The sequence below is a fragment of the Cysteiniphilum sp. 19S12-1 genome (genome assembly GCF_052030685.1).
In the GTDB taxonomy this organism is placed as follows: domain Bacteria; phylum Pseudomonadota; class Gammaproteobacteria; order Francisellales; family Francisellaceae; genus Caedibacter.
This window is the reverse complement of sequence record NZ_JBQAJM010000010.1, coordinates 26,847-53,039: the sequence shown is the minus strand read 5'-3', so window position 1 is coordinate 53,039 and position 26,193 is coordinate 26,847. Positions and strand designations below refer to the sequence as shown.

The 26,193-nt window shown below is 38.8% G+C and carries 25 protein-coding genes and 3 tRNA genes; 19 read left to right on the top strand and 9 right to left on the bottom strand.

Going from position 1 to position 26,193, the window contains the following annotated elements; all coding sequences use genetic code 11:
* The first annotated feature begins 8 nt into the window (after window positions 1–8).
* From amaB to nhaA, 9 genes are all read left to right on the top strand, one after another.
* Window positions 9–1,499, top strand: a complete 1,491-nt coding sequence (gene amaB / locus ACTS4L_RS04895) for an L-piperidine-6-carboxylate dehydrogenase (protein WP_440615800.1) — start codon at window positions 9–11, stop codon at window positions 1,497–1,499.
* 10 nt (window positions 1,500–1,509) lie between these two features.
* Window positions 1,510–2,313: a DUF1338 domain-containing protein gene (locus ACTS4L_RS04890; RefSeq protein WP_440615801.1), complete on the top strand. Its 804-nt coding sequence runs from the start codon at window positions 1,510–1,512 to the stop codon at window positions 2,311–2,313.
* 8 nt (window positions 2,314–2,321) lie between these two features.
* On the top strand, window positions 2,322–3,602 hold the full coding sequence (locus ACTS4L_RS04885; RefSeq protein ID WP_440615802.1) for an aspartate aminotransferase family protein: 1,281 nt from the start codon (window positions 2,322–2,324) through the stop codon (window positions 3,600–3,602).
* Between the two features lie 147 nt (window positions 3,603–3,749).
* Window positions 3,750–3,826: transfer RNA gene (locus ACTS4L_RS04880), tRNA-Arg, on the top strand.
* Between the two features lie 7 nt (window positions 3,827–3,833).
* Window positions 3,834–3,908, top strand: a tRNA-Gly gene (locus ACTS4L_RS04875).
* A 93-nt stretch (window positions 3,909–4,001) separates the two neighbouring features.
* Window positions 4,002–5,174, top strand: coding sequence for a D-alanyl-D-alanine carboxypeptidase family protein (locus ACTS4L_RS04870; RefSeq protein ID WP_440615804.1), 1,173 nt, complete (start codon window positions 4,002–4,004; stop codon window positions 5,172–5,174).
* A gap of 63 nt (window positions 5,175–5,237) precedes the next feature.
* The gene (locus ACTS4L_RS04865; protein WP_440615806.1) at window positions 5,238–5,519 is read left to right on the top strand and encodes a DUF6812 domain-containing protein; all 282 of its coding nucleotides are present in this window, start codon (window positions 5,238–5,240) and stop codon (window positions 5,517–5,519) included.
* Between the two features lie 162 nt (window positions 5,520–5,681).
* Window positions 5,682–6,284 carry a TetR/AcrR family transcriptional regulator gene (locus ACTS4L_RS04860; RefSeq protein WP_440615808.1) on the top strand — a complete coding sequence of 201 codons (603 nt, stop codon included), beginning with the start codon at window positions 5,682–5,684 and terminating at the stop codon, window positions 6,282–6,284.
* A gap of 63 nt (window positions 6,285–6,347) precedes the next feature.
* The gene (gene nhaA / locus ACTS4L_RS04855) at window positions 6,348–7,493 is read left to right on the top strand and encodes a Na+/H+ antiporter NhaA (RefSeq protein ID WP_440615810.1); all 1,146 of its coding nucleotides are present in this window, start codon (window positions 6,348–6,350) and stop codon (window positions 7,491–7,493) included.
* A gap of 163 nt (window positions 7,494–7,656) precedes the next feature.
* On the opposite strand, the gene ACTS4L_RS04850 is transcribed toward nhaA, so the two are convergent.
* Together ACTS4L_RS04850 and kdsA are read right to left on the bottom strand one after the other, a co-directional pair.
* A complete protein-coding gene (locus tag ACTS4L_RS04850; RefSeq protein WP_440615811.1) occupies window positions 7,657–8,949 on the bottom strand; it encodes an MATE family efflux transporter in 1,293 nt (430 codons plus the stop codon).
* Window positions 8,950–8,964: 15 nt separating this feature from the next.
* Window positions 8,965–9,798: a 3-deoxy-8-phosphooctulonate synthase gene (kdsA, locus tag ACTS4L_RS04845; protein WP_440615812.1), complete on the bottom strand. Its 834-nt coding sequence runs from the start codon at window positions 9,796–9,798 to the stop codon at window positions 8,965–8,967.
* A 141-nt stretch (window positions 9,799–9,939) separates the two neighbouring features.
* Here kdsA and plsY point away from each other — a divergent pair, with 141 nt between their 5' ends.
* The 3 genes from plsY to holA are packed head-to-tail and all read left to right on the top strand — an operon-like array spanning window position 9,940 to window position 12,349.
* Entirely contained in the window at window positions 9,940–10,533 is a 594-nt protein-coding gene (gene plsY / locus ACTS4L_RS04840; protein WP_440615813.1) for a glycerol-3-phosphate 1-O-acyltransferase PlsY, read from the top strand.
* Window positions 10,526–11,344, top strand: coding sequence for a bifunctional DNA-formamidopyrimidine glycosylase/DNA-(apurinic or apyrimidinic site) lyase (mutM, locus tag ACTS4L_RS04835; protein WP_440615814.1), 819 nt, complete (start codon window positions 10,526–10,528; stop codon window positions 11,342–11,344). The genes plsY and mutM overlap by 8 nt, the downstream gene beginning before the upstream one ends.
* A 12-nt stretch (window positions 11,345–11,356) precedes the next feature.
* Window positions 11,357–12,349 (top strand): DNA polymerase III subunit delta, encoded by a 993-nt coding sequence (gene holA, locus ACTS4L_RS04830; protein WP_440615816.1) that lies wholly within the window; start codon window positions 11,357–11,359, stop codon window positions 12,347–12,349.
* Here holA and ACTS4L_RS04825 read toward each other — a convergent pair.
* Complete coding sequence (locus tag ACTS4L_RS04825; protein WP_440615817.1) at window positions 12,346–12,939, bottom strand: GspH/FimT family protein; 594 nt, start codon at window positions 12,937–12,939, stop codon at window positions 12,346–12,348. The genes holA and ACTS4L_RS04825 overlap by 4 nt on opposite strands.
* 42 nt (window positions 12,940–12,981) lie before the next feature.
* On the opposite strand from ACTS4L_RS04825, the gene ACTS4L_RS04820 reads away from it, so the two are divergent.
* A tRNA-Lys gene (locus ACTS4L_RS04820) sits at window positions 12,982–13,057 on the top strand.
* A 204-nt stretch (window positions 13,058–13,261) separates the two neighbouring features.
* Here the strand turns inward: ACTS4L_RS04820 and ACTS4L_RS04815 are convergent.
* From ACTS4L_RS04815 to ACTS4L_RS04805, 3 genes are all read right to left on the bottom strand, one after another.
* On the bottom strand, window positions 13,262–14,668 hold the full coding sequence (locus tag ACTS4L_RS04815) for an APC family permease (RefSeq protein WP_440615818.1): 1,407 nt from the start codon (window positions 14,666–14,668) through the stop codon (window positions 13,262–13,264).
* Between the two features lie 96 nt (window positions 14,669–14,764).
* Window positions 14,765–15,367 carry a recombination mediator RecR gene (gene recR, locus ACTS4L_RS04810; RefSeq protein ID WP_440615819.1) on the bottom strand — a complete coding sequence of 201 codons (603 nt, stop codon included), beginning with the start codon at window positions 15,365–15,367 and terminating at the stop codon, window positions 14,765–14,767.
* A 29-nt stretch (window positions 15,368–15,396) separates the two neighbouring features.
* Window positions 15,397–15,720 (bottom strand): YbaB/EbfC family nucleoid-associated protein, encoded by a 324-nt coding sequence (locus ACTS4L_RS04805; RefSeq protein ID WP_440615821.1) that lies wholly within the window; start codon window positions 15,718–15,720, stop codon window positions 15,397–15,399.
* A 190-nt stretch (window positions 15,721–15,910) separates the two neighbouring features.
* Between ACTS4L_RS04805 and ACTS4L_RS04800 the strand changes: the two genes are divergently transcribed.
* Together ACTS4L_RS04800 and hemW are read left to right on the top strand one after the other, a co-directional pair.
* A complete protein-coding gene (locus tag ACTS4L_RS04800; RefSeq protein WP_440615822.1) occupies window positions 15,911–16,345 on the top strand; it encodes a universal stress protein in 435 nt (144 codons plus the stop codon).
* Between the two features lie 21 nt (window positions 16,346–16,366).
* Complete coding sequence (gene hemW, locus ACTS4L_RS04795; protein ID WP_440651755.1) at window positions 16,367–17,509, top strand: radical SAM family heme chaperone HemW; 1,143 nt, start codon at window positions 16,367–16,369, stop codon at window positions 17,507–17,509.
* Window positions 17,510–17,972: 463 nt separating this feature from the next.
* Here hemW and ACTS4L_RS04790 read toward each other — a convergent pair whose 3' ends face one another.
* Window positions 17,973–18,377, bottom strand: coding sequence for a hypothetical protein (locus ACTS4L_RS04790; RefSeq protein ID WP_440615824.1), 405 nt, complete (start codon window positions 18,375–18,377; stop codon window positions 17,973–17,975).
* Between the two features lie 103 nt (window positions 18,378–18,480).
* Here ACTS4L_RS04790 and dnaQ point away from each other — a divergent pair, with 103 nt between their 5' ends.
* Both dnaQ and ACTS4L_RS04780 read left to right on the top strand, forming a co-directional pair.
* Window positions 18,481–19,209 carry a DNA polymerase III subunit epsilon gene (gene dnaQ, locus ACTS4L_RS04785; RefSeq protein ID WP_440615825.1) on the top strand — a complete coding sequence of 243 codons (729 nt, stop codon included), beginning with the start codon at window positions 18,481–18,483 and terminating at the stop codon, window positions 19,207–19,209.
* A gap of 179 nt (window positions 19,210–19,388) precedes the next feature.
* The gene (locus ACTS4L_RS04780; protein WP_440615827.1) at window positions 19,389–20,558 is read left to right on the top strand and encodes an NAD-binding protein; all 1,170 of its coding nucleotides are present in this window, start codon (window positions 19,389–19,391) and stop codon (window positions 20,556–20,558) included.
* Window positions 20,559–20,683: 125 nt separating this feature from the next.
* Here the strand turns inward: ACTS4L_RS04780 and ACTS4L_RS04775 are convergent, their stop codons facing one another.
* The gene (locus ACTS4L_RS04775; RefSeq protein ID WP_440615828.1) at window positions 20,684–21,649 is read right to left on the bottom strand and encodes an Abi family protein; all 966 of its coding nucleotides are present in this window, start codon (window positions 21,647–21,649) and stop codon (window positions 20,684–20,686) included.
* 319 nt (window positions 21,650–21,968) lie between these two features.
* Between ACTS4L_RS04775 and ACTS4L_RS04770 the strand changes: the two genes are divergently transcribed.
* A complete protein-coding gene (locus ACTS4L_RS04770; RefSeq protein WP_440615829.1) occupies window positions 21,969–22,937 on the top strand; it encodes a lipoate--protein ligase in 969 nt (322 codons plus the stop codon).
* 2 nt (window positions 22,938–22,939) lie between these two features.
* Entirely contained in the window at window positions 22,940–23,695 is a 756-nt protein-coding gene (gene cysZ / locus ACTS4L_RS04765) for a sulfate transporter CysZ (protein ID WP_440615831.1), read from the top strand.
* Here cysZ and gyrB read toward each other — a convergent pair.
* Entirely contained in the window at window positions 23,692–26,109 is a 2,418-nt protein-coding gene (gyrB, locus tag ACTS4L_RS04760) for a DNA topoisomerase (ATP-hydrolyzing) subunit B (protein WP_440615833.1), read from the bottom strand. The genes cysZ and gyrB overlap by 4 nt on opposite strands.
* Between the last annotated feature and the right edge of the window lie 84 nt (window positions 26,110–26,193).

The window sequence follows — 26,193 nt, the reverse complement described above, 5'->3', positions numbered from 1 at the left end:
TGACTTGCATGACAAGCTACACAGAACAACTAAGCCAATACGCTGCCAAACACAACACGGGTGAATATATCGAAAGCTTCAACCCTGCCAATAATGAACTATTGGCTAAGGTGCCAAGCTTAGGCGTTTCACATTTACAACAAACGATTGGTGAAGCACAAAATGCTTTCATAAAATGGCGTAAGATTCCAGCGCCGCAACGCGCTGAATTAGTGCGGTTAATTGGTGAAGAATTAAGAAAGCAGAAAGACCAATTAGGCAGTCTCGTGTCCCTTGAGATGGGTAAATCCAAGCAAGAAGGTGATGGCGAAGTGCAAGAGATGATCGATATGGCTGATTTTGCCGTTGGTCAAGCGCGCATGCTTTATGGCAAATCAATGCACTCAGAGCGTCCAGATCATCGCATGTTTGAACAATGGCACCCGCTTGGTGTTGTTGGTGTGATCTCAGCCTATAACTTCCCTGTTGCTGTTTGGTCATGGAATGCCTTTATTGCCGCAATTTGTGGTAACACAGTTGTTTGGAATCCATCACCAAAAACACCGCTTTGCGCCTTAGCAATTCAAGAGATTTGTGATCGCGTGACCAAAGCACATAACTTTCCAAATGTCTTTACCTCTGTGGTTTCAAAAAGTGTTGATGTTTCTAAAGCATTGGTTGCTGATGAGCGCATAGCCCTTATGTCTTTCACCGGTTCCACTGCCGTGGGACGCGAGGTTGGTGCACGTGTTGCTGAGCGCTTTGGTAAATCATTACTTGAATTAGGTGGTAATAATGCCGCAATCATTGACGAATCTGCTGATTTAAAATTGGCAATTCCTGCCGTTGTCTTTGGGGCAGTTGGCACGGCGGGGCAACGCTGTACCTCATTACGTCGTTTGCTTGTACACAAGAACATCTATAAAGATGTTGTCAAACGTCTACAAAATGCTTACAAACAAATCACTGTCGGTGATCCACTAGATACTAACAACCTTATGGGACCTTTGATTGATCAAAACCTTGTTGGGATTTATCAAAAAGCAGTTGCTCGCGCTAAAGAATTAGGTGGCAATATTCTGTTTGGAGGCAATGTGATTGATCAACCAGGTAACTACGTTGAGCCAACCTTAATTGAAGCCAAACCTGACTGGGATATCGTAAATCAGGAGAACTTCTGCCCGATCTTGTTTGTAATGCCATTTGATGATATTGAACATGCAATTAAAATCAATAATCAAGTTGATCACGGCTTATCATCTGCTATTTTCACGCAACGCATTGATCATTCTGAACAATTTTTATCTTATGCCGGTAGTGATTGCGGTATCGCTAATGTTAATATTGGTACATCAGGCGCTGAAATTGGTGGCGCTTTTGGTGGCGAGAAACACACCGGTGGCGGGCGTGAAGCAGGTTCAGACGCATGGAAAGCATACATGCGTCGCCAAACCATTACCATGAATTGGAGCAAAGACTTACCCCTTGCGCAAGGAATCAAATTTTCACTTACAGAGTAGGAGAATAACCATGTCACAAATCGCAATTTTAGAAGACTTATGGCAGCAATATGTTGAAGCCAATCCACACGCGCAGAAGATTTATGATCTTTTTTGTGATCATAATGTACAAGTAATTAATGATCATATTGCGCTGCGTACGATTAATGACCCGCGCATTGATCTTGATGTATTAGCCAAACCTTTCATTAATGAAGGTTATTTTGAAAATGGTGATTACCACTTTGAAGCTAAAAAACTTTACGCTAAACACTATGAGCAAAAAGAACCAACACAGCCTAAGGTGTTTATCAGTCAGTTATTACTTGAACAATTAAGTCCGTTTGCACAAAAAACCATTAAGGCATGTATTGATCAAATCCCACAAGCTTTACTTGATGATCCTCAAAAACTATTGCTATCAGGCAACTCTTGGGGCAAACCAAGCCATGAAGTTTACCAAAAGCTATTAGCTGAATCGGAATATGCTGCATGGTTCTATGTCTTCGGGTTTAGGGCAAACCACTTTACCGTTTTCATCAATGCATTAGATCAATTTAATGAAGTCCATGAAGTGAACACCTTCCTTAAAAATCATGGATTTGATTTAAATAGCTCAGGTGGTGAAGTCAAAGGCACACCGCGCGACTTACTTGAGCAATCAAGTACTAAATCAGGCATGATTAAGGTTGAGTTCACTGAAGGCGAAAAAGACATCCCGTGTTGCTATTATGAATTTGCTAAACGCTACCCAGATCACACCGGTAAACTTTATCAAGGATTTGTGGCAGCTTCTGCTGATAAAATCTTTGAAAGCACCAATGTTAATGCCTAATCGAGGTTATGATGAATAACGAATCGTTATGGCAACTGCGTGAAAGCGAAGTTCCTCAAGCACTTGGTAATAATACCAAGCTATGCGTCAAAAAAGCACAAGGTTCGACCTTAACTGATGTTAATGGCAAAACCTATATCGACTTTGCTGCAGGTATTGGTGCCATGAATGTCGGACACAATCACCCCAAAGTCGTTGAAGCGATCACCAAGCAAGCCAATGCATTTATCCAACCATGCTTTCATGTAATGATTCATGAGCCTTATTTAAGACTTGCACAAGCCTTAAATAACTTAACGCCTGGTGACTTTGCAAAGCAAACAATGCTTTGCAATAGTGGCGCTGAAGCGGTTGAAAATGCAATTAAAGTCGCACGCTTCTCTACAAAACGCTCGGCTGTGCTTTGCTTTGATGGCGCTTTTCATGGTCGGACATTTATGAGCATGTCTTTAACTGCTAAAGTCAAGCCTTATAAACAAGGGTTTGGTGAACTTTTTAATAACATCTACCGCCTGCCCTACCCTGATATGCATTGTGATCTTAATCACTTTAAATCATTGCTGAATGATTTAATTGCCAATCAAGTTGCTTTAGAGGATATTGCTGCGATCATTATCGAGCCTGAACTTGGTGAGGGTGGATTTATTCCAGCAAGTATTGAGGCTATACAATATTTGCGTCAGCTTTGTAATGAACATAGTATTGTGATGATTGCTGATGAAATCCAAAGTGGCTTTTGTCGCACAGGCAAACTTTTTGCGATGGCGCATTATCATTGTGCACCCGATATTCTAGTGATGGGAAAATCACTGGCTTCAGGCTTACCATTAAGCGCGTTAACCATTAAAAAAACACTTCTTAAAGACATGCCCACGGCATCATTAGGAGGCACCAATTCAGGTAACCCACTTGCTTGTGCCGCAGCACTTGCTTCTTTAGAGGTATTTAAAGAAGAAGCGCTTGCTGATAAAGCTATGCAACTTGGTCAGGTATTACGTGATTTTTTCAATGAGCATAAGAAAACCTGCGAGTTTATTGGTGATATCAGAGGGCTTGGTGCGATGATTGGTGTTGAGTTTATTGATCACAATAATCACCCCAATCCCAAGATGTTGAAAAGCTTTATTGATCAATCATTAAAACATGGATTAATTTTATTAAGCTCAGGTAGTCATAAGCATGTGTTACGCTTATTATGCCCTTTGAATATTAATGAGCATGAACTAGCAAAGGCACTTAATATTATGACCAAAGCACTGAATGAACTACGCTTGGCGACGCAAGTTTAAACAACACTGATCAACAATAAAACAGCTGTTAATTTCAAAGCAACAAAGCGAAATATTTTTTAATTTATCTTTACTTTGACATTGACAGCGATGCGGCAAAGCACTATCATGCACCTCGTTTTCACGAAACAGTTGAAAACTCAATACGCACCCGTAGCTCAGCTGGATAGAGTACCTGGCTACGAACCAGGCGGTCGGAGGTTCGAATCCTTCCGGGTGCGCCATATTCATGCGGGAATAGCTCAGCGGTAGAGCACAACCTTGCCAAGGTTGGGGTCGCGAGTTCGAACCTCGTTTCCCGCTCCAATCAAATAAATAAGCATTCGCTATACTCACTTGAAATAGCTAAAACTCATTGCTATCTTTCTAACACCGTTATAAGAAGTGGAAATATCTATAATGCAACTAACTCACGTTAAAAAAGTACTCGTAAGTACCGCTATTGCGACATTTGCTTTTATTAACACACCATCACTTTTGATTGCTAATACACTAGCTAGTTCCCCTGTTATTATTATCAAACCGCATCCGATTCAACTCAATGCTGCCAGCTGGTTATTAATGGATTTTGAAACTGGTGACATTATTGCCGATCACAACATGCATGAGCGGCGCGCACCAGCAAGTTTGACCAAAATTATGACCGCTTATATTATCGCAGGAGAGCTAAAACAAGGCACACTTAAACTAGATCAACAGATAAAAATCAGTGAAAAAGCGTCTAAGACACCAGGGTCTAAAATGTTTATTAATCAAGGATCACGTGTTAGTGTTGATGATTTATTAAAGGGAATGATCATCCAATCTGGCAATGATGCTACCGTTGCACTGACTGAATTTATTGCTGGCTCTGATAGTAACTTTGTACGCCTTATGAATAAAACTGCCAAAGCACTGGGCATGAAAGATACTAACTTTGCCACGGTTGATGGATTACCCGGAGACGATCAGTATACGACAGCCTATGACATGGCAATTTTAGCGCGCAGCTTTATTAAGCATTACCCTCAAGTTTATAAACTTTATTCTGAAAAAACATTTGAATTTAATGGCATTGTTCAACACAATCGCAATAAACTACTACGTACATTTGAAGGAACTGATGGCATAAAAACAGGCTACACCAAAAAAGCAGGTTATAATTTGGTTGCCTCTGCCATGCAAAATAACCAACGCTATATTAGTGTTATTCTTGGATCACCCAGTGCCTATGTACGGGAACAAGAATCTGAAAAGCTATTAAATTTTGGTTTTAGTAAATTTGTCGATCAACCACTTTACACTAAAGATAGCGTTATCTCACTCGATGACACCGCTATTACTGATGCCGCTAAAGATGCTACATTGACAGTCATTGGTAAAGATGACATCACCAAAACGATCCCCAAATCATTTGTTAACCATTTAAGCCAAAAAGTCGTGCTCTTACCGGGACTTAAGGCGCCGATTAACAAAGGGCAAAAAGTGGGTACACTTATCATTAGCGCGGGTGATTATACGGTAGTTGAGATTCCTGTTTATGCTAATAATACTATTGAGCGCGCTGGATTCTTTAGTCGCTGGTTTGGTTAATCTCGCTTTTTCAAGATTGTAGTATATACTCAAGAAGTAATAACATTTTTCAAGGATGACATTATGCCGTTTTACTACAATGCAGCAGACTCTAAAAATAGCGCACGAGATTTCGTACCGGTTACCGTTCATACAGATCAGTATATTATTACAGGAGAGATATCAATACGAACGGGTGTACGCCTAACTGATCACATCAATAGTGAAATGACAGGTAAATTTATTGCTTTACGTAATGTCAAAGTGTACATACAGGAGAATAACTCACCAATTAACGAATGTGAATTTATGAATATTAATCTCGACAAAATTTTATTTTTATATCCTAACTCAGAAAGCATTTAATGCCGAGCACTTTGATGACTTTGCAAATCAAACCCTTAAAAAATAAAGATATTACGCAGCATTAAATCGCTTAAAAATCTCCAAAATTTCTTCGTTATTAAACACCTCAAAATCATTTAGGAGTGGTATAATGTCTTTCAACCACAGTGAAGGAGCTTATGTGTGACAGAGAAGCAAAAAGGTCAACAAAAAATCGTAAATGCCGCCAAGAAACTATTCGTAAAAAAAGGCTTTGACGGTACATCCCTACGCGATATTGCAACCAAGGCACAAGTCCCTGTTTCGCTGATCTATCACTACTTTGAGAATAAGGTTCATTTATGGCAAGAGGTTAAAGTTAATCTCTTGATCGATAGTGGTTGGATGGGTGATCATCACCTTGACAAAGATCGCAACTTTGTGGAGTTTCTAGAATATTTCGTCAACATGCGTTTGAAATTATTATATTCAAATCCTGATATCGTCAGACTCTTTGATTGGCAACGCCTTGAAAGTGGCAAAAACCAACTCTTTGGCTTGGGTAATGCACCCAAAAATGGCAATTGGAAAACCCTCTTAGACTACTTGCAGATTTATCGCAAAAAAGGTCAAGTGACAGATAAGCTTAGTGACGAAGCTGTAACGAGTATGATTTTTGGCTTAATTCTAGGACCATTCGTACGCACAGGGCAGGCTTACTTTAAAAATGAAGATGAATGCAATATATATATAGATATGATCACAACAACACTCATTCAAACACTTGCTGTAAAGCAGATTGAGTAATTTTCAAAAAACTCTACCATAGTAATAATTTAATTTAGTTAAGAAAGAAGGGGAAAATCATTCATGAGCAAAGAGAGAAAGCTCAGCATTGAAGTCATTGGCGGTATTATCTTATTCACCGCTGCAGTGGCAGCAATCGTGGTCAATAATTCATGGCTTAGTCCGTATTATCACATGCTAGAAACGGTTTATGCCGGCGTATCTATAGGGGATTTTGCTTTACAGAAGAACCTAACCCACTGGATTAATGATGGATTTATGGCACTTTATTTCTTATTGGTTGGCTTGGAAATAAAGCGCGAATTTGTCGGTGGCACCCTTTCCAGTAAATCCAATATTATTATCCCTGCCATTGTTGCTTTTTTTGGTTTATTGGTGCCGGCACTTATCTATTTTCTGATTAACCAACATAACCCAAACTATATCGATGGCTGGGCAATTCCAACAGCCACAGATATTGCCTTCACCTTAGGGATATTAGCACTTCTTGGGTCGCGTATTCCAACATCGCTTAAAATACTCGTAACCACAATTGCCATCTTTGATGATATTGCAGCCATTGCGATTATTGCCGCATTTTATACCAGCAACTTGTCGCTTATATCATTATTTGCAGCCTTAATATGCATTGTCATACTTATTTGTATGAATCGCTTAGGTGTCAGGAAACTTGCACCATTTATGATTGTTGGTGTAATCATGTGGCTGTGCGTTTTACAATCAGGCGTTCATGCCACCTTAGCTGGCGTTGCCTTGGCAATGACCATTCCACACACTGAAAAAAATTCTCCTCTACTGAAACTTGAGCATGGTTTAAACCCTTGGATTATCTTTATGGTTTTACCACTATTTGCCTTTGCCAATGCTGGTATTAGCTTTAGCGGCATGAGTTTATCACACCTATTTCATCCAGTAGCGTTAGGTATTATCTTAGGATTATTCTTAGGGAAACAAATCGGTATATTTATCAGCCTTTATCTATTTAGCAAAACGAAATACTTCACCATTGGACGCCAACTCTCAACTCCTCAGCTTTATGGTATTAGCCTCGTTTGTGGTATTGGCTTTACCATGAGTTTGTTTATTGGCACGCTTGCCTTTAGCACACCTGACCTTATGAACATGGTCAAAGTAGGTGTTTTAGGTGGCTCGCTCATTTCAGGATTTGCCGGCTATCTTGTGCTTAGAAAGTGTTGTAAAGCAATATAATACAATAGCCCACACGTCACCGACAGTAACTTTCAAGAGTTACTCTAGTAATGAATCAAGAATAAGTTGCGTCAGCTAGTACCTCTCCCCTTGCGGGAGAGGTCGTGCAGCTTAAGCTGCACGGGTGAGGGGAGTAATTGAAGCTCAACTTATTTTTAAATTATTACTTAAGCGCCTTAGTTAGTGGCACACCTAATGTTATCGCTCTGTAAATGAAAAACAATAAATACGCAAGCCACAATCCAACATTACCAAATGACCATAACGCTGCAACACTTAACAAATATAAAAGCATAGATACAATCATTGCATTACGCATAATCGTTGTTTTAAGCAGGCCGACAAATACCCCATCTAACCAAAAACTAAATACCGCTATTAATGGGAATATGATTGAGAAAATAACATAGTGCTCAGCTGCTTGGCGAACGCTTGCAATAGACGTTAACAAATCAAATACCCACGGGTATACACAGGCATAAATCAAAACAAACAATAAACTAAAAGTAATAGAGTAACTCAACGTGTATAACAAAGTACGTTTTAATGCGCTTTTATCATTTTGCCCAACCTTTTCACCAACAAGCGTTTCTGTTGCATTTGCCAAGGCATCCAAAAAGAGCGCTAATAACATCGCAAACTCAATCAGTAAGGTATTTGCAGCAAGCACTTCTTGCCCCATATGTGCTGAGAATACAAAGAATGAATTAATACAGATCTGTAAACACAAAGACCGTATAAAAATATCACCATTGACCGACATAAATGCTTGATACGCTCGCCAATTAAACTGATTACGATGTATTAACTTCCTCAATGATACATTGTTATCTTTGGCGATTTTAATACTGAAAAATAACGCAAATATACAACTTAAGGCTTGTGACAACAACACGGAATAAGCTATTCCTTTAATATCTAAATGCAGTAATTTAACAAAAACAAGGCTCAACAAAATCCCTGTGATGCTAGTAATTAACGCCATCAAAAAAGCAAGATTTGCCCGCTGTAGCGCAATAAAAAAGCCAAGTAAGACATAATTAATAAGAACAAACAACAAAGCATAGATGGTAATATCAAAGTATTGACTAAATAGCTTAGTTACGGTTTGATTCATCGACAATATTGTTAACGCCAGATCATAAATAACACCTTGTAGCGCAATTAACATAAGCGCCAATATAACCGCGACAATAAGCGCTTTTATTAACCAATCAAATACCTTATCAAAGTCTCTCTTACCATATTGTTGCGCAATAACACCGGTTGTACTCATTCGTAAGAAGTAAAACAGTGCGCTAATAAAGGTAATTACTGAGACACCTAAAGCACTTGCTGCCAGATAACTACTGGCATGCAAATTACCCATCAATGCCGAATTAACAATACCACATAATGGCAAACTAATATTGGCAAGGATTAAAGGAATCGACAGCTGAATGATTTTTTTATGCACGATCAGCTACGTTGATTAAAGTGTGTTTTCTAATAGAGGTTGTGATTTAACAATACGATCAATCTGTTGAAGTTGCATTAATAATGACTTCATTTTTTGAATTGGTAATGCATTTGGTCCATCACTTAAGGCCTTGGCTGGATTGGGATGCGTTTCCATAAATATGCCTGAAATGCCTGCAGCAATAGCTGCACGTGCAAGCACTGGTACAAATTCACGTTGCCCACCTGAGACATTCCCCTGCCCCCCTGGCAGTTGCACTGAGTGTGTTGCATCATACACCACAGGGCAACCAGTTTCCCTCATAACCGCTAATGAGCGCATATCAGACACCAGATTGTTATAACCAAAGCTGGCACCTCTTTCGCATGCCATTACTTGCTGGTTCCCCGTTGATTTGGCTTTCTCCATCACCTGTTTCATATCCCAAGGTGCTAAGAACTGCCCCTTTTTAATATTAACTGGCAACCCTTGCTCACATACGCGTACGATGAAGTTTGTCTGACGACATAAAAAAGCCGGTGTTTGCAATACATCGACAACACTTGCAACCTCAGCTAATGGTGTATCTTCATGCGCATCCGTTAATATCGGAACATTAATTTCCTTTTTTACTTTTTCTAAAATCGCAAGCCCTTTGTCAATTCCTGGTCCTCTAAAGCTATTAATCGATGAGCGATTCGCTTTATCAAAAGAAGATTTATAAATAAACGAAATACCTAACTCATCGGTTAACTCTTTTAAATAACCTGCTGTGTCCATTGCTAAAGCCTCTGATTCAATAACACAAGGTCCCGCAATTAAAAAAAATGGCTTATCAGTCCCCACTTCAAAGTCTAATAATTTCATCATATGATCCAATTTAGCTATAACTTGAAGTAGTTTAATGCGCACTAGCATAAATAGGAAGAGCTTTCTTGAATGAGGGCTTGACTTAGCACTTAAAAATTCAGACACTCATGGGCAGTTTAAATCATACTGTACACAATTATGCTATTTGTTTTAATGCTTATCATTGGCTACTTATTTGGCTCAATTAATAGTGCCATTATCACCTGTAAATTCATGGGTTTACCTTCACCACGCAGTATTGGCTCCGGTAATCCAGGAGCGACCAATGTCTTGCGTCTTGGGGGCAAAAAGGCCGCAGCAATCACGCTGTTGGGTGACGCACTAAAAGGCTTAATTCCCGTACTCATTGCACATGCTTTACATTTAAGCGCAACTGAGATTGGTTATGTCGCACTTGCCGCGATCCTTGGTCATATATTTCCTGTGTTCTTTGGCTTTAAAGGTGGTAAAGGTGTAGCAACCTTAATCGGTGTCATTCTTGGATTTTATTGGTTGATTGGCATGATCTTTCTTGCCGCCTGGCTCATATGCGCTTTAATTACCAAATACTCTTCATTGTCTGCATTAATTGCGACGATTGTTTCTGCTCTTTGTGTGATTTTTATCTTTAGTTTTAACACTGCACTGCCGTTTATCATTATCGCTATTATTGTGATTGTGCGTCATCACGAGAATATCAAACGTCTTATCAATGGTAGCGAAAGCAAAATAGGTCAAAAGAAAAATGCCTGAATTACCTGAAGTTGAGACGGTTAAAAATGGTCTTAGTTTACATTGTTTAAAGCGCCAGATCATAACTGCTAATACTTATATTAATAAACTACGCTACCCATTGGATCCTAAACTTAGTGATAAAGTGACTAACCAATGCATTCATGATATCTCAAGGCGCGGCAAGCATTTGATTATCACTTTAGATGATTATGCGTTAATTATTCATCTTGGCATGTCAGGCGTGTTACAAATCGTTGACAGTAATACCTACCAGCATAAAAAACATGATCATATTGTTTTACAACTTGATGACGGTCAAACGATCTTTTATCATGATCCACGGCGCTTTGGTTATTGGGACATTACCAACAGTGATCCTTTGGCACATAAATACTTTTTAAACTACGGTCCTGAGCCATTAACACAACACTTTAATAGTCACTATTTGCAACGCGCACTTAAAGCACGTACACAAGCGGTTAAAAGTGTCATTATGGATAACAAAATTGTGGTTGGTGTTGGTAATATCTATGCTTGTGAAAGTTTATTTAAAGCAGGCATTTCACCATTGAAACCTGCCAATACTTTAACACAAAATGAGCTAAAAAAGCTTATCGATGCCATTAAATTCACTTTGTTGCAAGCGATTAAAGCCGGTGGCACTACGTTAAAAGACTACAAAAATGCCACAGGCAAACCTGGCTATTTTGCCCAATCTTTAGCAGTTTACGGGCAAAAAGACAAAACATGCCCAACCTGTTCAACAGCCATTGCCTCAGTTGTTATCAATCAACGCAACACCTTCTATTGCCCACAATGCCAACCATAGGGGAAAAGAATAATGATCAAAGCGACTAATTATCTAGAAGCATTAAAAGCCATTGAAAAAAAAGACTTCCCTTCTTATATCATCACCGGCAAAGAGCCTTATCAAAAAAATAAACTCATTGAAGAAATCAATGCCAAATATAAAGCACAAAACTTTGAGATCTTACGCACACAAATCATCAACCAACAATACGACTTTTTGCAAAGTAACTTTAATAGCTTTAGCTTGTTTGCTGAAGAACGTTTATTACAGCTAACGATCACTAAAGCGCCGGATAAAAAGGCACAAAAACTACTTGTTGACTGCCTTAACAACACCTCACAGAGTGATCGCTTCTTATTGATATTTGATGACCTAACAAGCGCACAACAAAAAACCAAATGGTTTCAATCAATTGTTCAACAAGCGCTATATATTCAAGTGTGGCCAGTTAGCATTCAAGAGTCGATTAGACTGATTAAACTTGAACTTAGCTCTCTAAATAAACCGATTACATTAACCGAAGATGCCTTGATGCTTTTAGCACAAAAAACCGAAGGCAATCTCTTTGCTGCCAATCAAATGATTAGCTTGCTGCAACATCAACCGCAAACGCATTTTGATGATAAGTCACTGTCTGAGTACCTATCTAATGCGATGAATTACGATGTGTTTGATCTAGCGCAAAGCCTTATTGAACAAAACATGGCTCGCTCACTGGTGATATTACAACACCTATTCAAAGAACGCATTGAAAATGCCATTATTCTTTGGGCAATTCTAAAAGAGCTACGCATTTGCTATAACCTAAGCACGCAAACGCCACAACAGCAACAACAAACTTTTATGCGCAATAATATCTGGAAAACACGGCAAGCCCCTTATGCGCGACTATCTAAGAAATTTAGCAAACAACATTATGCCAAGCTTTTTAATCAATGCTTCATGATTGATTTATTGATTAAAGGAATTGAACAAGGTGATGTAGAACAAGCGTTAACTGAGTTAGTTTGTCAATTACATTAAGAGCAAACTTGTGAATCACTATTAATATCAAGTCGAATTCTACCAATCATATTAATCACCACTTCTCGATCATAACGCCCCGCTCCTTGGTTATCAACGGTGGCGCAATAACGCAATGATGCGGCTGTTGAAGACAATCCACTTGGTCTAAACTCGACTGTATCACCATTTGTACTTGATATATATTCTCCTGCTGCAGGTGCCTCAATCGTTGTAATAATGCGATCAACATCAGTGGACACACCATCTGAGCTTGTAAATAGAATCAAGCGATTATCCCCCCAATTACTCTCTGGTACCGTTGTACAAGTCTCACCATCAGCACTAGGGCATAGAAAAACCGATGTTGCCTCTGACATCGCTGTGATTCGGCCTAGCTCTAATGCCGCTTTGACTTTATCTAAATAAATTTCTGAATTAGCACGCCCAAAGGTGCCGATCATCATAGGTACGGCAACCGCAATAACAATCGCCATCACAACGATAACAACCATCCCTTCAATCAAGCTAAAGCCTAAACTTCGAACACACTTCTTATTTTTGTCCTTTTTGCCCTTTTTGCTATTTTTGCTATTTTTTTTCATCTTCATATTGCAATTGACTCCATATTCCCTATAATGTGCCCTGTCTTAGGGTCGTTAGCTCAGTTGGTAGAGCAGTTGGCTTTTAACCAATTGGTCGCAGGTTCGAATCCTGCACGACCCACCATTTTCATGATCATCATAATATCTTATATCCCAAGTCATTATAGTAATAAAACAAGTTTTGGGGAATATTTAGATATTCGTGTAAGCTAACTGCCTTTAGTATCTCCGTAAAAATTTTCATGACTTCCCAGTTTCAATAATGTGAGTGTTATTTTTTATAATACCCCAAAAAATTTAAACAGTGCCAATTGCTGGGTAGATCATTTCAAGCTTGATAATTACGCGTGATAGCATAAGGGATCACTAACGCTATTATAATTCCAGTGAGTAGCAGTAAATCAAAGTTTACTGCTGACATCGTGACATCTGATGTCGGAATAAAACCAACACTAATCGCAATAACACAGCCAACAAAGCCCAAGACAGCCATTGAAATGGTGCCCTTGACACCCCCGAAAATAATATATTGCCCAGGTTTTGGTTGGTTTTGGCGACGTAATTTAATCGCTGCGGCAAACATACCAATATAGGCTAGCACAGCAAGTTGTGCAGTTAATGCACTTAAAAACCAATAGGCTGAATTAACACTTGGCATCAACACATAGCTTAAACAAAACAAAGAAAAGATAATACCTTGCAAAATAAGTACTTTACTCGGTGCTTCATATTTATTGGTTTGCGCCAATTTTTTACTAATGAGTCCATCCTCAGCAGCCACCGTAAAAGCGCGTGATAATCCCATAATCCAAGCAGCCACCGTGGTAAACGCGCCAAGCACCAAGGTTAATGCAATAACATCTGACATCCACGGCATATTAAATTGCGTAAAGAAATAATGAAATGATGCCATAAGCCCTGTCACAATATCCACCTGCCCACCTGTGCTACTATTCACCGTAAAGATCGCAATATTGGATAATATCAGTGACAATAAAATAACAATACTGGAAATCAATAATGCTTTAGGGAAGTTCTTCTTGGGGTTTTTGACATTTCCGGCATGAATAGAGCTCATCTCTAAACCAAATAAGCTAAACATCACCGTCAAAAACAATCCCCAACTGCCGATATTCGCAAAGCTTGGCAATACATCTGAGACTGTTTGCGGCTTTAAGATAGGCTGCCCTGCCATAACCCAAAATAATGCCAAGCCAATAATCAACAACATCGGCATTAATGTACCAACGATTGCACCAATAACACTTAAGGTACTTGACGTTTTGATTCCAAATAAATTAATAATCGTTGCTAGCCAGAACATGCACAAGCTCATACTGATCATATACCACGGACTCATGACAAGCTCATTAGGATTTAGACCAAACCATGGTGCGATAATATAGGCAATAATCCCTGCAAAAAAGCCACATATTGAGGGAAACCACACAAGATTATAGACCCATTGCAGCCATAAAATCACAAATCCCGTTTTGGCACCAAAGGCCTCTTTCGTCCACAGATAGATACCACCGTTTTTGGAATAGCCCGTTGCCATCTCTGCTGTTAATAAAGCACAAGGGATTAAAAATACAATCGCTGCCAAAATGTAGAAACTCACCACAACCCAGCCGGCTTGTGCGGTAATGGATATATTACGTAAACTATCAACAGCAATAATATTAATCATCACCAAACGCAACAGCGTCAGCGATTTTGAGGATGAAATCTGCATATTTTCACTATAATTTTATCTAAAACGTCAAAATTATAACGACAACCAACGCAATTGAATAGCGCTTTATTTCACTGGAGTTACGCAAATGTTGAATTAAAAATTAACGCGTGCTTTAAAAGCGTGTGTCAATGTCTGTTGATCAAGATACTCAAGCTCACCACCAAAGGGTACACCAAAGCCAATACGCGAGATCGTGCAGGCATGACCTTTTAACATATCTGAAATAAAGTGTGCGGTTGTTTCACCCTCAACAGATGGACTTAACGCCATCACAATTTCACTGACCTCAAGACTTGCTACAAGTAATTTAAGTCTAGGTAGCTTAAGCTCATTAGGACCTATACCATCCAAAGGTGATATCCTACCGTGCAAAATAAAATACTTACCACCATACACACCTGCTGATTCAATCGCCATCATATCGAGCATATTTTCAACAATGCACAGCTGTGCATTATCACGTCTGACACTACTACAGATATGACACAAATCATCCTCACATAGCATATTACATTGCTGACAATGTTTTATCGCATCAAGCGCGTTCTCAATCGCCTGAGCTAACTCATGTGCGGCTTGTTGTTTTTTATCTAACAACTGAATTGCCATGCGTTGTGCGGTTTTTTTACCGACACCAGGCAATATCTTCAGTGACTCAATCAAGCCTTCGATTTTGGGTGAAAATAGTTTTTGCATAGTACGTTTTAGAGCTAATGTCTAAGGCATTAAAATGGGAATTTAAACCCAGGTGGTAAATTCAAGCCTTGCGTCATGTCTGACATTGAGCTTTTATTATTCTCCTCAACACGACGAACCGCATCATTCACCGCAGCGGCTAATAAGTCTTCTAGGACTTCTTTATCTTCTGACAATAAGCTTGGATCAATTTCAACGCGCTTGACATCATGCTTACCTGTCATTGTGACCTTAACAAGACCAGCACCAGATTCACCGACGACTTCTAGCTTTTCCTGTTCTTCTTGCATTTTTTTCATTTGATCTTGCATTTTCTGCGCTTGCTGCATGAGCTTACTCATATTCATACTCATTGGTGTGATTATCCCTTGTTTTGATTATTTAAAAATTACCAGTCGCTAGCTTAAAATTTTACCCCTAAGATTTCAACTGCTATTTGTTGCTTGTTACTATTTTTGATGATGCTTTGACTATCTTTTACAGAAGAAGTTTTTTAGAATGATCATCGTTAGAATCGTTAAAACACTGCACTGGAGACTTAGGATGAAGAATTACAAACATATTTTACTGGCAACTGACTTACATGCTGACAACAAACCTGTGATTGAACAAGCTGTTGCCTTAGCCAAACGTAATGATGCCAAACTAAGTGTTGTTAATGTTTTACCACATATTCCTTATTATATGGCATCTGGTGTGCCTTCGATTTCTGATTTGGAAGATTACCTAGAAGAAGAAAACCTCAAGCACTTGAAAGCACTTGAAGCACAAATTGATCTTGAGGCAGACTTTCATTTATTACACGGCTCACCTAAACGTAAAATCGTTAAACTCGCCGAAGAGCTTAATTGTGATATCGTTGTTATCGGTAGTCATGGTCGTTATGGTGTTGAGCGTTTTATTGGTTCAACAGCCAATGGTGTGTTACAACGCGCGCATTGTGATGTACTTGTTATTCGTATTGGGCAGCCAAAATAATTTCTCTTATTTCTCTTTTTTATGCTAAAACTTCCTCCTTTAAGCCTTTATATTCATTTCCCTTGGTGTGTTAGAAAGTGCCCTTATTGTGACTTTAACTCACATCACTTAAAGGGCGATATTCCAGCGCAAGCTTATTTGGATACGTTATTATTAGATTTGCAAAGTCATGCACACGATTTACAAGGTCGGCAATTTGACAGCATCTTTTTAGGTGGTGGGACACCTTCGTTATTTCCAAGTAATGAGCTATCAAAACTTTTTGAGCATTTATCTAAGCATCAACTTATTGCTGATCATGCTGAGATCACCATTGAGGCGAATCCTGGCACCATTGAGCACGGTAAATTCAGTGACTATAAAGCCATGGGCATCAATCGCATTTCTCTTGGCGTGCAAAGTCTGCAAAATGACAAATTGAAGACACTTGGTCGTATTCACAATGCACAAAATGTCTATAACGCTGTCAATGAATTAACTCATGCCGGATTTGATAATTTCAATATCGATTTAATGCATGGCTTACCTGATCAAAGTGTTGATGATGCACTGTTTGATTTACGCGAAGCGCTCGCATTAAACCCGACCCACTTATCTTGGTATCAATTAACATTAGAACCCAATACCGCCTTTGCCGTCAAACCACCAAAGCTTCCAGATGAAGATTTATTATTCACCATCGAGCAACAAGGCAAGGCATTGATTCAAGCATCTGGATTTACACAATACGAAACTTCTGCCTATTGTAAAGATAGTGAATATCAAGCCAAACATAACCTAAACTATTGGCAGTTTGGTGATTATATTGGGATCGGCGCCGGCGCCCATGGCAAGATTACTTTACCCGAAACTGGCACTATCAGACGCCATTGGAAACGCAAAAACCCCAAGATTTATATGCAGGAGTTACAGTTCCCTTATGGTGCCAGTGATATTGCCACTGACGAGCGCCCTTATGAATTTATGCTAAATGCACTACGTTTACAACGTGGTTTTTCGATTAGCCAATTTGAGCAGGCTACAGGGCTTAGTATTGATGCCATTGCTTCACAACTTAACGAGGCAATCGCTCGTGAGTTACTAACAAAGAAATCACAACACCTTATACCCACTGAGCTAGGCCAACGCTTTTTAAATGACCTTTTGCATATCTTTCTGCCTTAAAATTTGCTAAAGGAAACGTCAAAAACAGACTGATCACTTCATATACACAATGATTTTTTACCAACATTTAACGTTGCTGCGCTAGACATAGTTATAATTATTTATTATGATTTGAGCACTCCTCAGATTGTGCTTTGCTACACAGCATTACCCCATGTGAAGTGATAGCAAAAGTAGCTGGTAACTCGACCCCCATTTGAGTATCAACAAGGAATATAACAGCAGGGATAATCTGAGGAGCTTAAATTATTTGGTTTCCTAAATTTAATATGCAATAAAGCTTTTTTAATTTTGACGGCGACGACAATATTCCGACCCACTTTGATTGTATAAGCGTTGGCTGAGCGTGAGTCGAAGCCTTTATCTATGTGTGATTTTCCCAAGCTACCCTTCGACTTACGCTCAGTGCATCGCTTCGACTTATGCCGAGGGGACGATGGTTCCATATCAGTCTTAGCCATTTTTACTTAGCGGTAACATCACTCGTTATAGGCTGTTTTCCCGACATACATTTTGCTGAGTTAGCACGTTCAATTGGTGTCTCAAAAGAAACACGTACCACTTTAAATCCATGCTCTTTTAATAATGGTTTAACTTCCTTCAACATATCTTGAATCGGTGTTTTTTGGGTCTCGATATCCAGAATTATCTCGCCGATTTTATGATTGATGGTGACATTATAAGCATGCAACTCACTAGCGATCATCTGATTGGCAAACAATGCTTTGCCCAATCCAGCATAGTCTTTATGTGATACATTATCCCCTTGCTGCGAGGTAAATAGTATATTTACTTGCTCTTTGCCTGAGCATGCCAGTGCTACATTAACTGATAACAATAAACCCATAGTGAGTAAAACTTTCTTCATCTTCCTGTCCTTTATTTTAGTTAAAATAACGCAGGCTATTATGTCAAAGTCAGTTTAAGTCCGCTATACTAATTGCCATACTTTTGACTACTATATACAAATCATGCGACAAATATTCTTAGATACTGAAACCACAGGCTTTGACTTTAAATCTGGTCATCGAATCATTGAGTTTGGCGCCGTTGAAATGATCAATCGCAAATTAACGGGTAACAACCTACACTTTTACTTCAAACCAGATATTGAAGTTGAAGCGGGTGCTTTGCAAGTCCACGGTTTAAGCAATGATTTTTTGGCTGACAAGCCCCTTTTTAGTGACAAAATTGATGACATCATGGCATACCTTGGTCAGTCTGAGTTGATTATTCATAATGCCGGATTTGACGTCCCCTTTTTAAATTGGGAATTGCAATTATTATCCCCTAATAAATGGGGAGAGCTTGAGCAGCATTGTAATATCATCGACAGCCTAATCATGGCTCGTGAAAAGCACCCAGGACAGAAAAATTCACTCGATGCCCTATGCTCACGTTACGGTGTCAATAACAAACATCGCACACTGCATGGCGCGTTATTGGATGCTGAGATTCTTGCAGATGTTTACTTAATGATGACTGGTGGACAGCTAGATTTGTTTAGCCTTATGACACCCGCTACTGAAGATGACAGCAACGCGCATACATCGATAAATAAGCATACATCAACCTCCGCCAACAAGGCGATTAAATTGATTGATTTACTAGCTCTAAATCCACAAAGTAATGCACATGATGATTATCTAGAGCTGCTAGATAAAAAATCAAAAGATCAAACATTATGGCGACGTTTATAATAAAGAAAAACATGCCTAGACATAAAGTATGTAACTCCACTTATTCAACATTACCTACCTTAAGCACGTTTCATATTGAACTTTAGAATAATATTGGCTATGTTTATACGAGACACTTATTAGACTACCCATCGTAAAGCATTTTGTGATAGGTATAGTAATACCACTAAGGATAGCTTATGCCAAGGTTTGTGCACTTTTTCAAAGAAAAGCTGATGCGTTTTAATATCCCTTTATTTTTGGCTATTTTGTTAGTTTTAAATGGTATATTCGCTATTTTAATCGGCGTATTTCCTTTTATTGAAGCCGCTATTCATGATGAAGGCGTCCAATTCGTTAACCATATTATCGCAGGACAAGGCTTTAAAGAGTTTAATACGGTGATCTCCTGCTTTATTGGTTACTTAATGCTACTAATTGGTCGCGGGATTTATCGACGCTTGCGTTTTTTCTGGATATTAGCACTACTAATGCTTATAACCCTTTTCTTGACCAATATCTTTGTTTATTACCGCTCAGGTTTTTTAACGTGGTTTTATTTTGTTGAGATCATAGTCCTTGCCATGAGTTGGAAAGTATTTAATGTGCGCTCGCAAACGATCAAGCTCAGTTATGCGCAGTTTATCGTTATTTTGTCATTTATTTTGGCATTTCTATACGGTGTTGTTGGCGCTTATCTGCTACGTGATCAATTCAACAGCATTAAAGATTGGCCAGATGCTATCTACTTTACTGTAGTCACTTATAGCACGGTTGGTTATGGTGACATTACACCCATTACCGATGAAGCGCGGCTTTTTGTCGTGTCGATGATTTTTATCGGATTAGGCGCATTTGCTGCTGTCTTGACCTTTATTGTTAGCGCTTTTATCGACCGCTTACAAAACTTATTTCAAACATTCAACAAAGGGAAAAAGCATATGAAAGATCATGTGATTATTTGCGGTTTAAATGATTTAACACACATTATTATCAGTGAGTTACAACAGCAAAATAAAAGCTTTCTCATTATCGATAGCGAACACAGTGAAACAGCCGATAGTGCTGAGCTTAAGTCACTCACACTTCATGGTAACGCCAATGACCCTGACATTCTCGATAAAGCGAGCATCACTGATGCCCATGCAGTAATCATCGCCTATGAAAAAGACGCTGATAATATCATCACTTTATTGAGTATTAATGAATTTCTAAATGACCATAAACCATCAAAGTCCGCTAAGATAACCATTCGCATCAATCAAAAGAACAATATTAACAAAGCGAAGTCTTTAGGAGCTGCTGACGTCATCTCACCTTTGGTAATGGCAGCCAATGCGATGCTTGATAGCAGTCTTTCTAAAAATTAAATCACAAAATAACTTAGGTAAAATCTTGACTTGATCAAAATTTTCACCTAAAATTTCGGGCGAATATGCCCAGTGCCTCTTCGCGTTAATTCGCGTACGCACTGGCTTTCTGCTTTCTCAGAAAGTCAACTCCAGAGTTCCCAAGATTTCCAGTCCTTAATTACTCCAAAATCATCTAAACTCAAATACTCATTTTTTGGGAAGTCTTTTTCTAATAGGTAACAAAATCTTTCTCCCCATTTTGAAGTTGGACATACAATATCCATTAGCTTTTTTATTAAGCAAAAATAGAAAAATGGCTTTGCATTGTCTAACAAACACCAAAAATTATCATTTTGCAAGGGGTGGGCTCTTTCTAAAATATTTATATTCCATAGTCGACCATGATGTGCTGAAACATTTCTAATATAATTGAGGCTTTTCACCCATTGCACAAATGATTTTTCATCTTGGACACCGTATCTACTTGCTATTATCTGCTGATCCTTAATTTTCATTCCTGCATACAATTTTGACATCATCCCAAAATCCCATACCTCTATAGCAACCCATATGGGTAACTTTTTATATTTCTTCAGATAATGATCCACAAATGGCAAGTTCTTAGAGCGCTGCAACATTATATTATATTTCTTGAGCCAAATTTGATGTGGCGTCTGCCCTTTATATTTACCTCTTTCTTCAACTTTTTTACTAAATTTACCATGTAGGCATTCTGGGATCTCGTGTGCATACAAATTTTTCTGCCCCAATAGATGTGCTATATCAACCCTTAATGCCATTTCTATTCGCTCTAAGGCATCTATTGCTAATATTCTCAACTTTTTGTCGAATACATAAAGGGAAATTACACTATCGAAAGAAGTCCCTTGCATAAAAAAATCTGAGCGTTGATCACTGCTAACATTGTGCTGATCATTTCCGATGCCTAATTTCCTTAATGGGTACCAATATCCACTTAAACGATAATAGCCTAATTTTTTTAGATAGCGCATCGCACGATCTTCATTATTAATAACTAAATTACGCTCTTTCAATATTTGTAATTGTTCTGTTATTGATTTCCATTGCTTTGCTTGATCATTTATCATGATTTAATAATTTTAACCTATCGATTATCAAACTATTTAAGCCATTCATCAAAACACTGTCAATATATTCTCCAGTACAAAGTACTGTTACAACTTTTAAACACCCGACTACTTGAGTTTACTTGTAAACCCCATATTTTATGGGGCATTACTCCATTTCTAAAGTATTCGCGTATCTTGAATATGTGGCAGTACTATAATAATCATCCTTAGAACCCATCTCTTATACAACTAAGTTAAAAGAAAATCTGTAAAATGGTTTGTGATGGGTATAAACTGCCATTTTATAAAAGCTTAATAAGTCACACAAACAATCTATATGAACGTTTATATTGCTACAAGTCACGATCCTTTTTATAACCTTGCCGTTGAAAACTGGCTTTTTCGCGAGATGTTGACGGACACCCCAATTTTATATCTTTGGCAGAATATGCCTTCTGTGATTATTGGACGCGCGCAAAATCCATGGCGTGAGTGTAATATTGATGCTTTGAGCAATGACAATATCCCAATTGTCCGCCGTCAAAGTGGTGGCGGCACGGTCTATCATGATCTTGGTAATCTCAACTATACCATCATGGCAAAATCGCAAGATTATGATAAAAAAGCAAATCTCGCATTGATTGTAAATACACTTAAAAGCTGCGGCATTAATGCCCATGCTTCCGAACGTAATGATATCTTAGTGACACATGAGGGGGTTGATTATAAAGTCTCAGGCAGCGCCTTTCGTGAGACAAAGGATAAATCCTTTCATCACGGGACACTCTTGATTAATGCCTACACCAGCAAACTATATCATTATTTACATCACAATATTGATACATCATTAAGCACAAAGGGTGTGCACTCTAAGCGTTCAAGCGTTATCAACTTAGCAGCAATCAATCCTGAGATTAGTGCCGCAAAGATACGCGATTGTTTTTTAAATCAGTTTAATCACCACATTACCTATATTCCTGAACATATGGAAAATAAGCAGGTAGTTGATGAAGAAAACACCCTGCGTACTTGGCAATGGCGCTTTGGCAAAACGCTACCCTTTAGCCGCAAGTTTATTTTTGAAGATAACCATATCACACTAGAGATTAAAAACGGGCGAGTGATTGCATTTGAAATTCATAGCGATAAATATCATAATCTTAAGACTTATTTCCAAATAACCAATCCAATCTATAGCAAACAAAGCTTTGACCTTACTCATAAGAAATCACTGAATTTTACGGCACAAGAACGGGGATTATTAACGCACTTTTATCAAAACATTGCCGATGTAACGGGAGGCTAACCATGACGCAATATCAAGGTAAAAACAGTGGTATTAGCTATTTTTTTGCCGGATTAACACTTATTTTCAAGAAAGGGATTAAGCGCTACACCATTGTGCCACTTATTATCAATACCATCATCTTTATTGCACTATGGTGGTTTAGCCTGCATGAGATTTCACTATTGATCAACTGGGTGGATGCGCACCTACCTAGCTGGCTCACATGGCTTAGTTGGTTGATTTATATTATTGCTATTTTGACATTATTGCTCTTTAGTGCTTATCTCTTTACTGCAATTGCTCTTATTATTGCGGCTCCTTTTTATAGTTTCCTTGCAGAAAAAGTACAAAAACAACTGACAGGGCAAGACGTTGGTAGTGAGCTCACACTTGCAAAACTGATGCTTATCGCCCCAAAATCTATCGCCCGCGAATTTAAAAAACTATTGTCTTTTCTACCGTGGGTTTTAATTATTCTGTTGTGTTACTTTATTCCTGTAGTTAACCTTTTTACCAGTGTTTTATGGTTTATATTATTATGTTGGTTCAACGTCGTACAATACGCCGATTACGCTTTTGATAATAATGAAATCAGCTTTCCGCAAATGAAAAAACAACTCTCCCAACAAAAGTCTCTAAGCCTAAATTTTGGCTTTATTACCACGGTTTTTTTGATGATTCCATTTTTTAATATCCTTGTTATTCCTGCTGCCATCGCAGGCACTACCAAGATGTATGTTGATCATTGGCATAACCATGATAAAGCAGTTATTTAAACATCAATATTCACAACATTAAGCGCATTGCTTTCAATAAAGTTGCGTCTTGGTTCAACATCATCACCCATGAGTGTCGAGAATAACTCATCAGCAGCAACAGCATCGGCAATGGTGACTTGTAACATACGGCGCTCAGCAGGATCCATTGTTGTTTCCCATAACTGTTCTGGATTCATTTCACCAAGACCTTTATAGCGTTGTACATTTTGCCCACGTTTCGCCTCAGAAATCAACCACTCCATCGCTTGCTCAAATGTATCAACAAATTCTTTTTTGCTACCACGCTCAACATAGGCGGCTTTGGTCAAAAGACCATTGAGTGCTGTGCCCAATTCAACAATACTTTGATAATCTTTGCTTTCAAAGAAGCTCAAATTAAAACTGTACTCAGTATTTACACCATGCAACAAGCGCGAAAGCTTAAGTTTAATCACTTTTTCATCTTCATGCTGTTCACTATCGATAGCAGCCGTATAAAATTCATAACCACCTGATAGCTCATTCACATGCTCAGCAAAGCCTTGCCACCAAGCATTAAGTGCCGACTCGTCGCTTACAACAGGATATGGCTCATAGCTAATGAATGCTTTAAGCGCATTCACTGGATAGCGGCGCGATAAGGTAGTAATTTTTGCATTGGTTTTTTGATATTGCTGATACAAATTCTCCAAACCAACACCTGAAATAGGTGGGATGTTGTCCCCTGGAAATAAAGACGCACCCTCAATCCCGATACTTCCTAAATATTGTGCTAAGGCGGCATCATCTTTAAGATAGGTTTCCTGTTTGCCGCGCTTAACTTTATACAATGGCGGTTGTGCAATATAGATATAACCACGCTCAATAAGCTCAGGCATTTGACGATAAAAGAAAGTCAGAAGTAACGTACGGATGTGTGAACCATCGACATCAGCATCCGTCATAATAACGATGCGATGATATCTTGTTTTATCCGGATCATATTCATCACGTCCAATACCACAACCCAAGGCTTTGATTAACGTCCCCACTTCTTGTGAGCTTAACATCTTATCAAATCGGGCTTTTTCAACATTTAAGATCTTACCTTTTAATGGCAAAATAGCCTGTGTTCTGCGATCGCGTGCCTGCTTTGCTGAACCACCCGCAGAGTCCCCCTCCACGATATATAGTTCAGATAATGCCGGATCTTTTTCCTGACAATCAGCAAGCTTACCTGGTAAACCGGCAATATCCAAAGCACCTTTTCTGCGGGTCATTTCACGTGCTTTTCTTGCCGCCTCTCTAGCGCGTGCTGAATCAATAATCTTATTGGAAATCAACTTGGCTTCATTCGGGTTTTCAAGTAAGAATTCTTGCAACTTTTCATTCACTAACGCTTCAACTGCCGTTTTCACTTCAGAAGAAACCAGTTTATCCTTAGTTTGTGATGAGAATTTAGGATCGGGTACTTTGACAGATAATACAGCGGTTAATCCTTCACGCGCATCATCACCTGACGTGCTAATCTTAAGCTTCTTATTTAAGCCTTCTGATTCAATATAACCATTAATTGTACGTGTTAATGCCGCTCTAAAGCCTGATAAATGTGTGCCACCATCACGTTGTGGAATATTGTTCGTAAAGCAATAGACGCTTTCTTGATACGACTCATTCCATTGCATCGCAAGCTCAACCACAACATCATTGCGCTCACCTTGGATACTAATAATGTTTTGATTTAATGGCGTTTTGCTCTTATTTAAATGCTCAACAAACGCCTTAATACCCCCTTCATATTGGAAAGTCACATTTTGATCATTAATCTTATCAATCAGTTGAACTTTAACACCTGAGTTTAAAAATGATAACTCACGAATACGCTTTGCTAATGTGTCATAATTAAACTCAACAATTGAAAATGTTTGTGGTGATGGCTTAAAGCGAATCATTGTCCCTTGCTTTGTTGTATCTCCTATTTCTTTTAGTGGTGCCAACGGCTCACCATGAGCATAATATTGCTCGTATTCTTTGCCATTTTTCCAAACACGTAGCTCCAAACTTTCAGACAACGCATTAACAACGGATACACCAACCCCGTGCAAGCCACCTGATACTTTATAAGAGTTATCATCAAATTTACCGCCTGCGTGCAGTACTGTCATAATGACCTCTGCTGCTGAGCGCCCTTCTTCAGGATGTATATCCACAGGAATTCCACGACCATTATCACTGACTGACACCGAACCGTCAGTATGCATAGTCACAATAATATCATCACAATATCCCGCTAACGCCTCATCGATTGAGTTATCAACCACCTCAAATACCATATGATGAAGACCTGAACCATCATCCGTATCCCCAATATACATGCCTGGGCGTTTACGTACCGCCTCAAGCCCTTTTAATACTTTAATATTTGACGAATCATAAGCTTTAACGTCGGACATTCAGTCACTCCATTTTCATTCAAAACAAATCACCGTAGAGTATACCAAAATTTAGCGCTAAAGCCTTTAATTTATTGCCTGTCA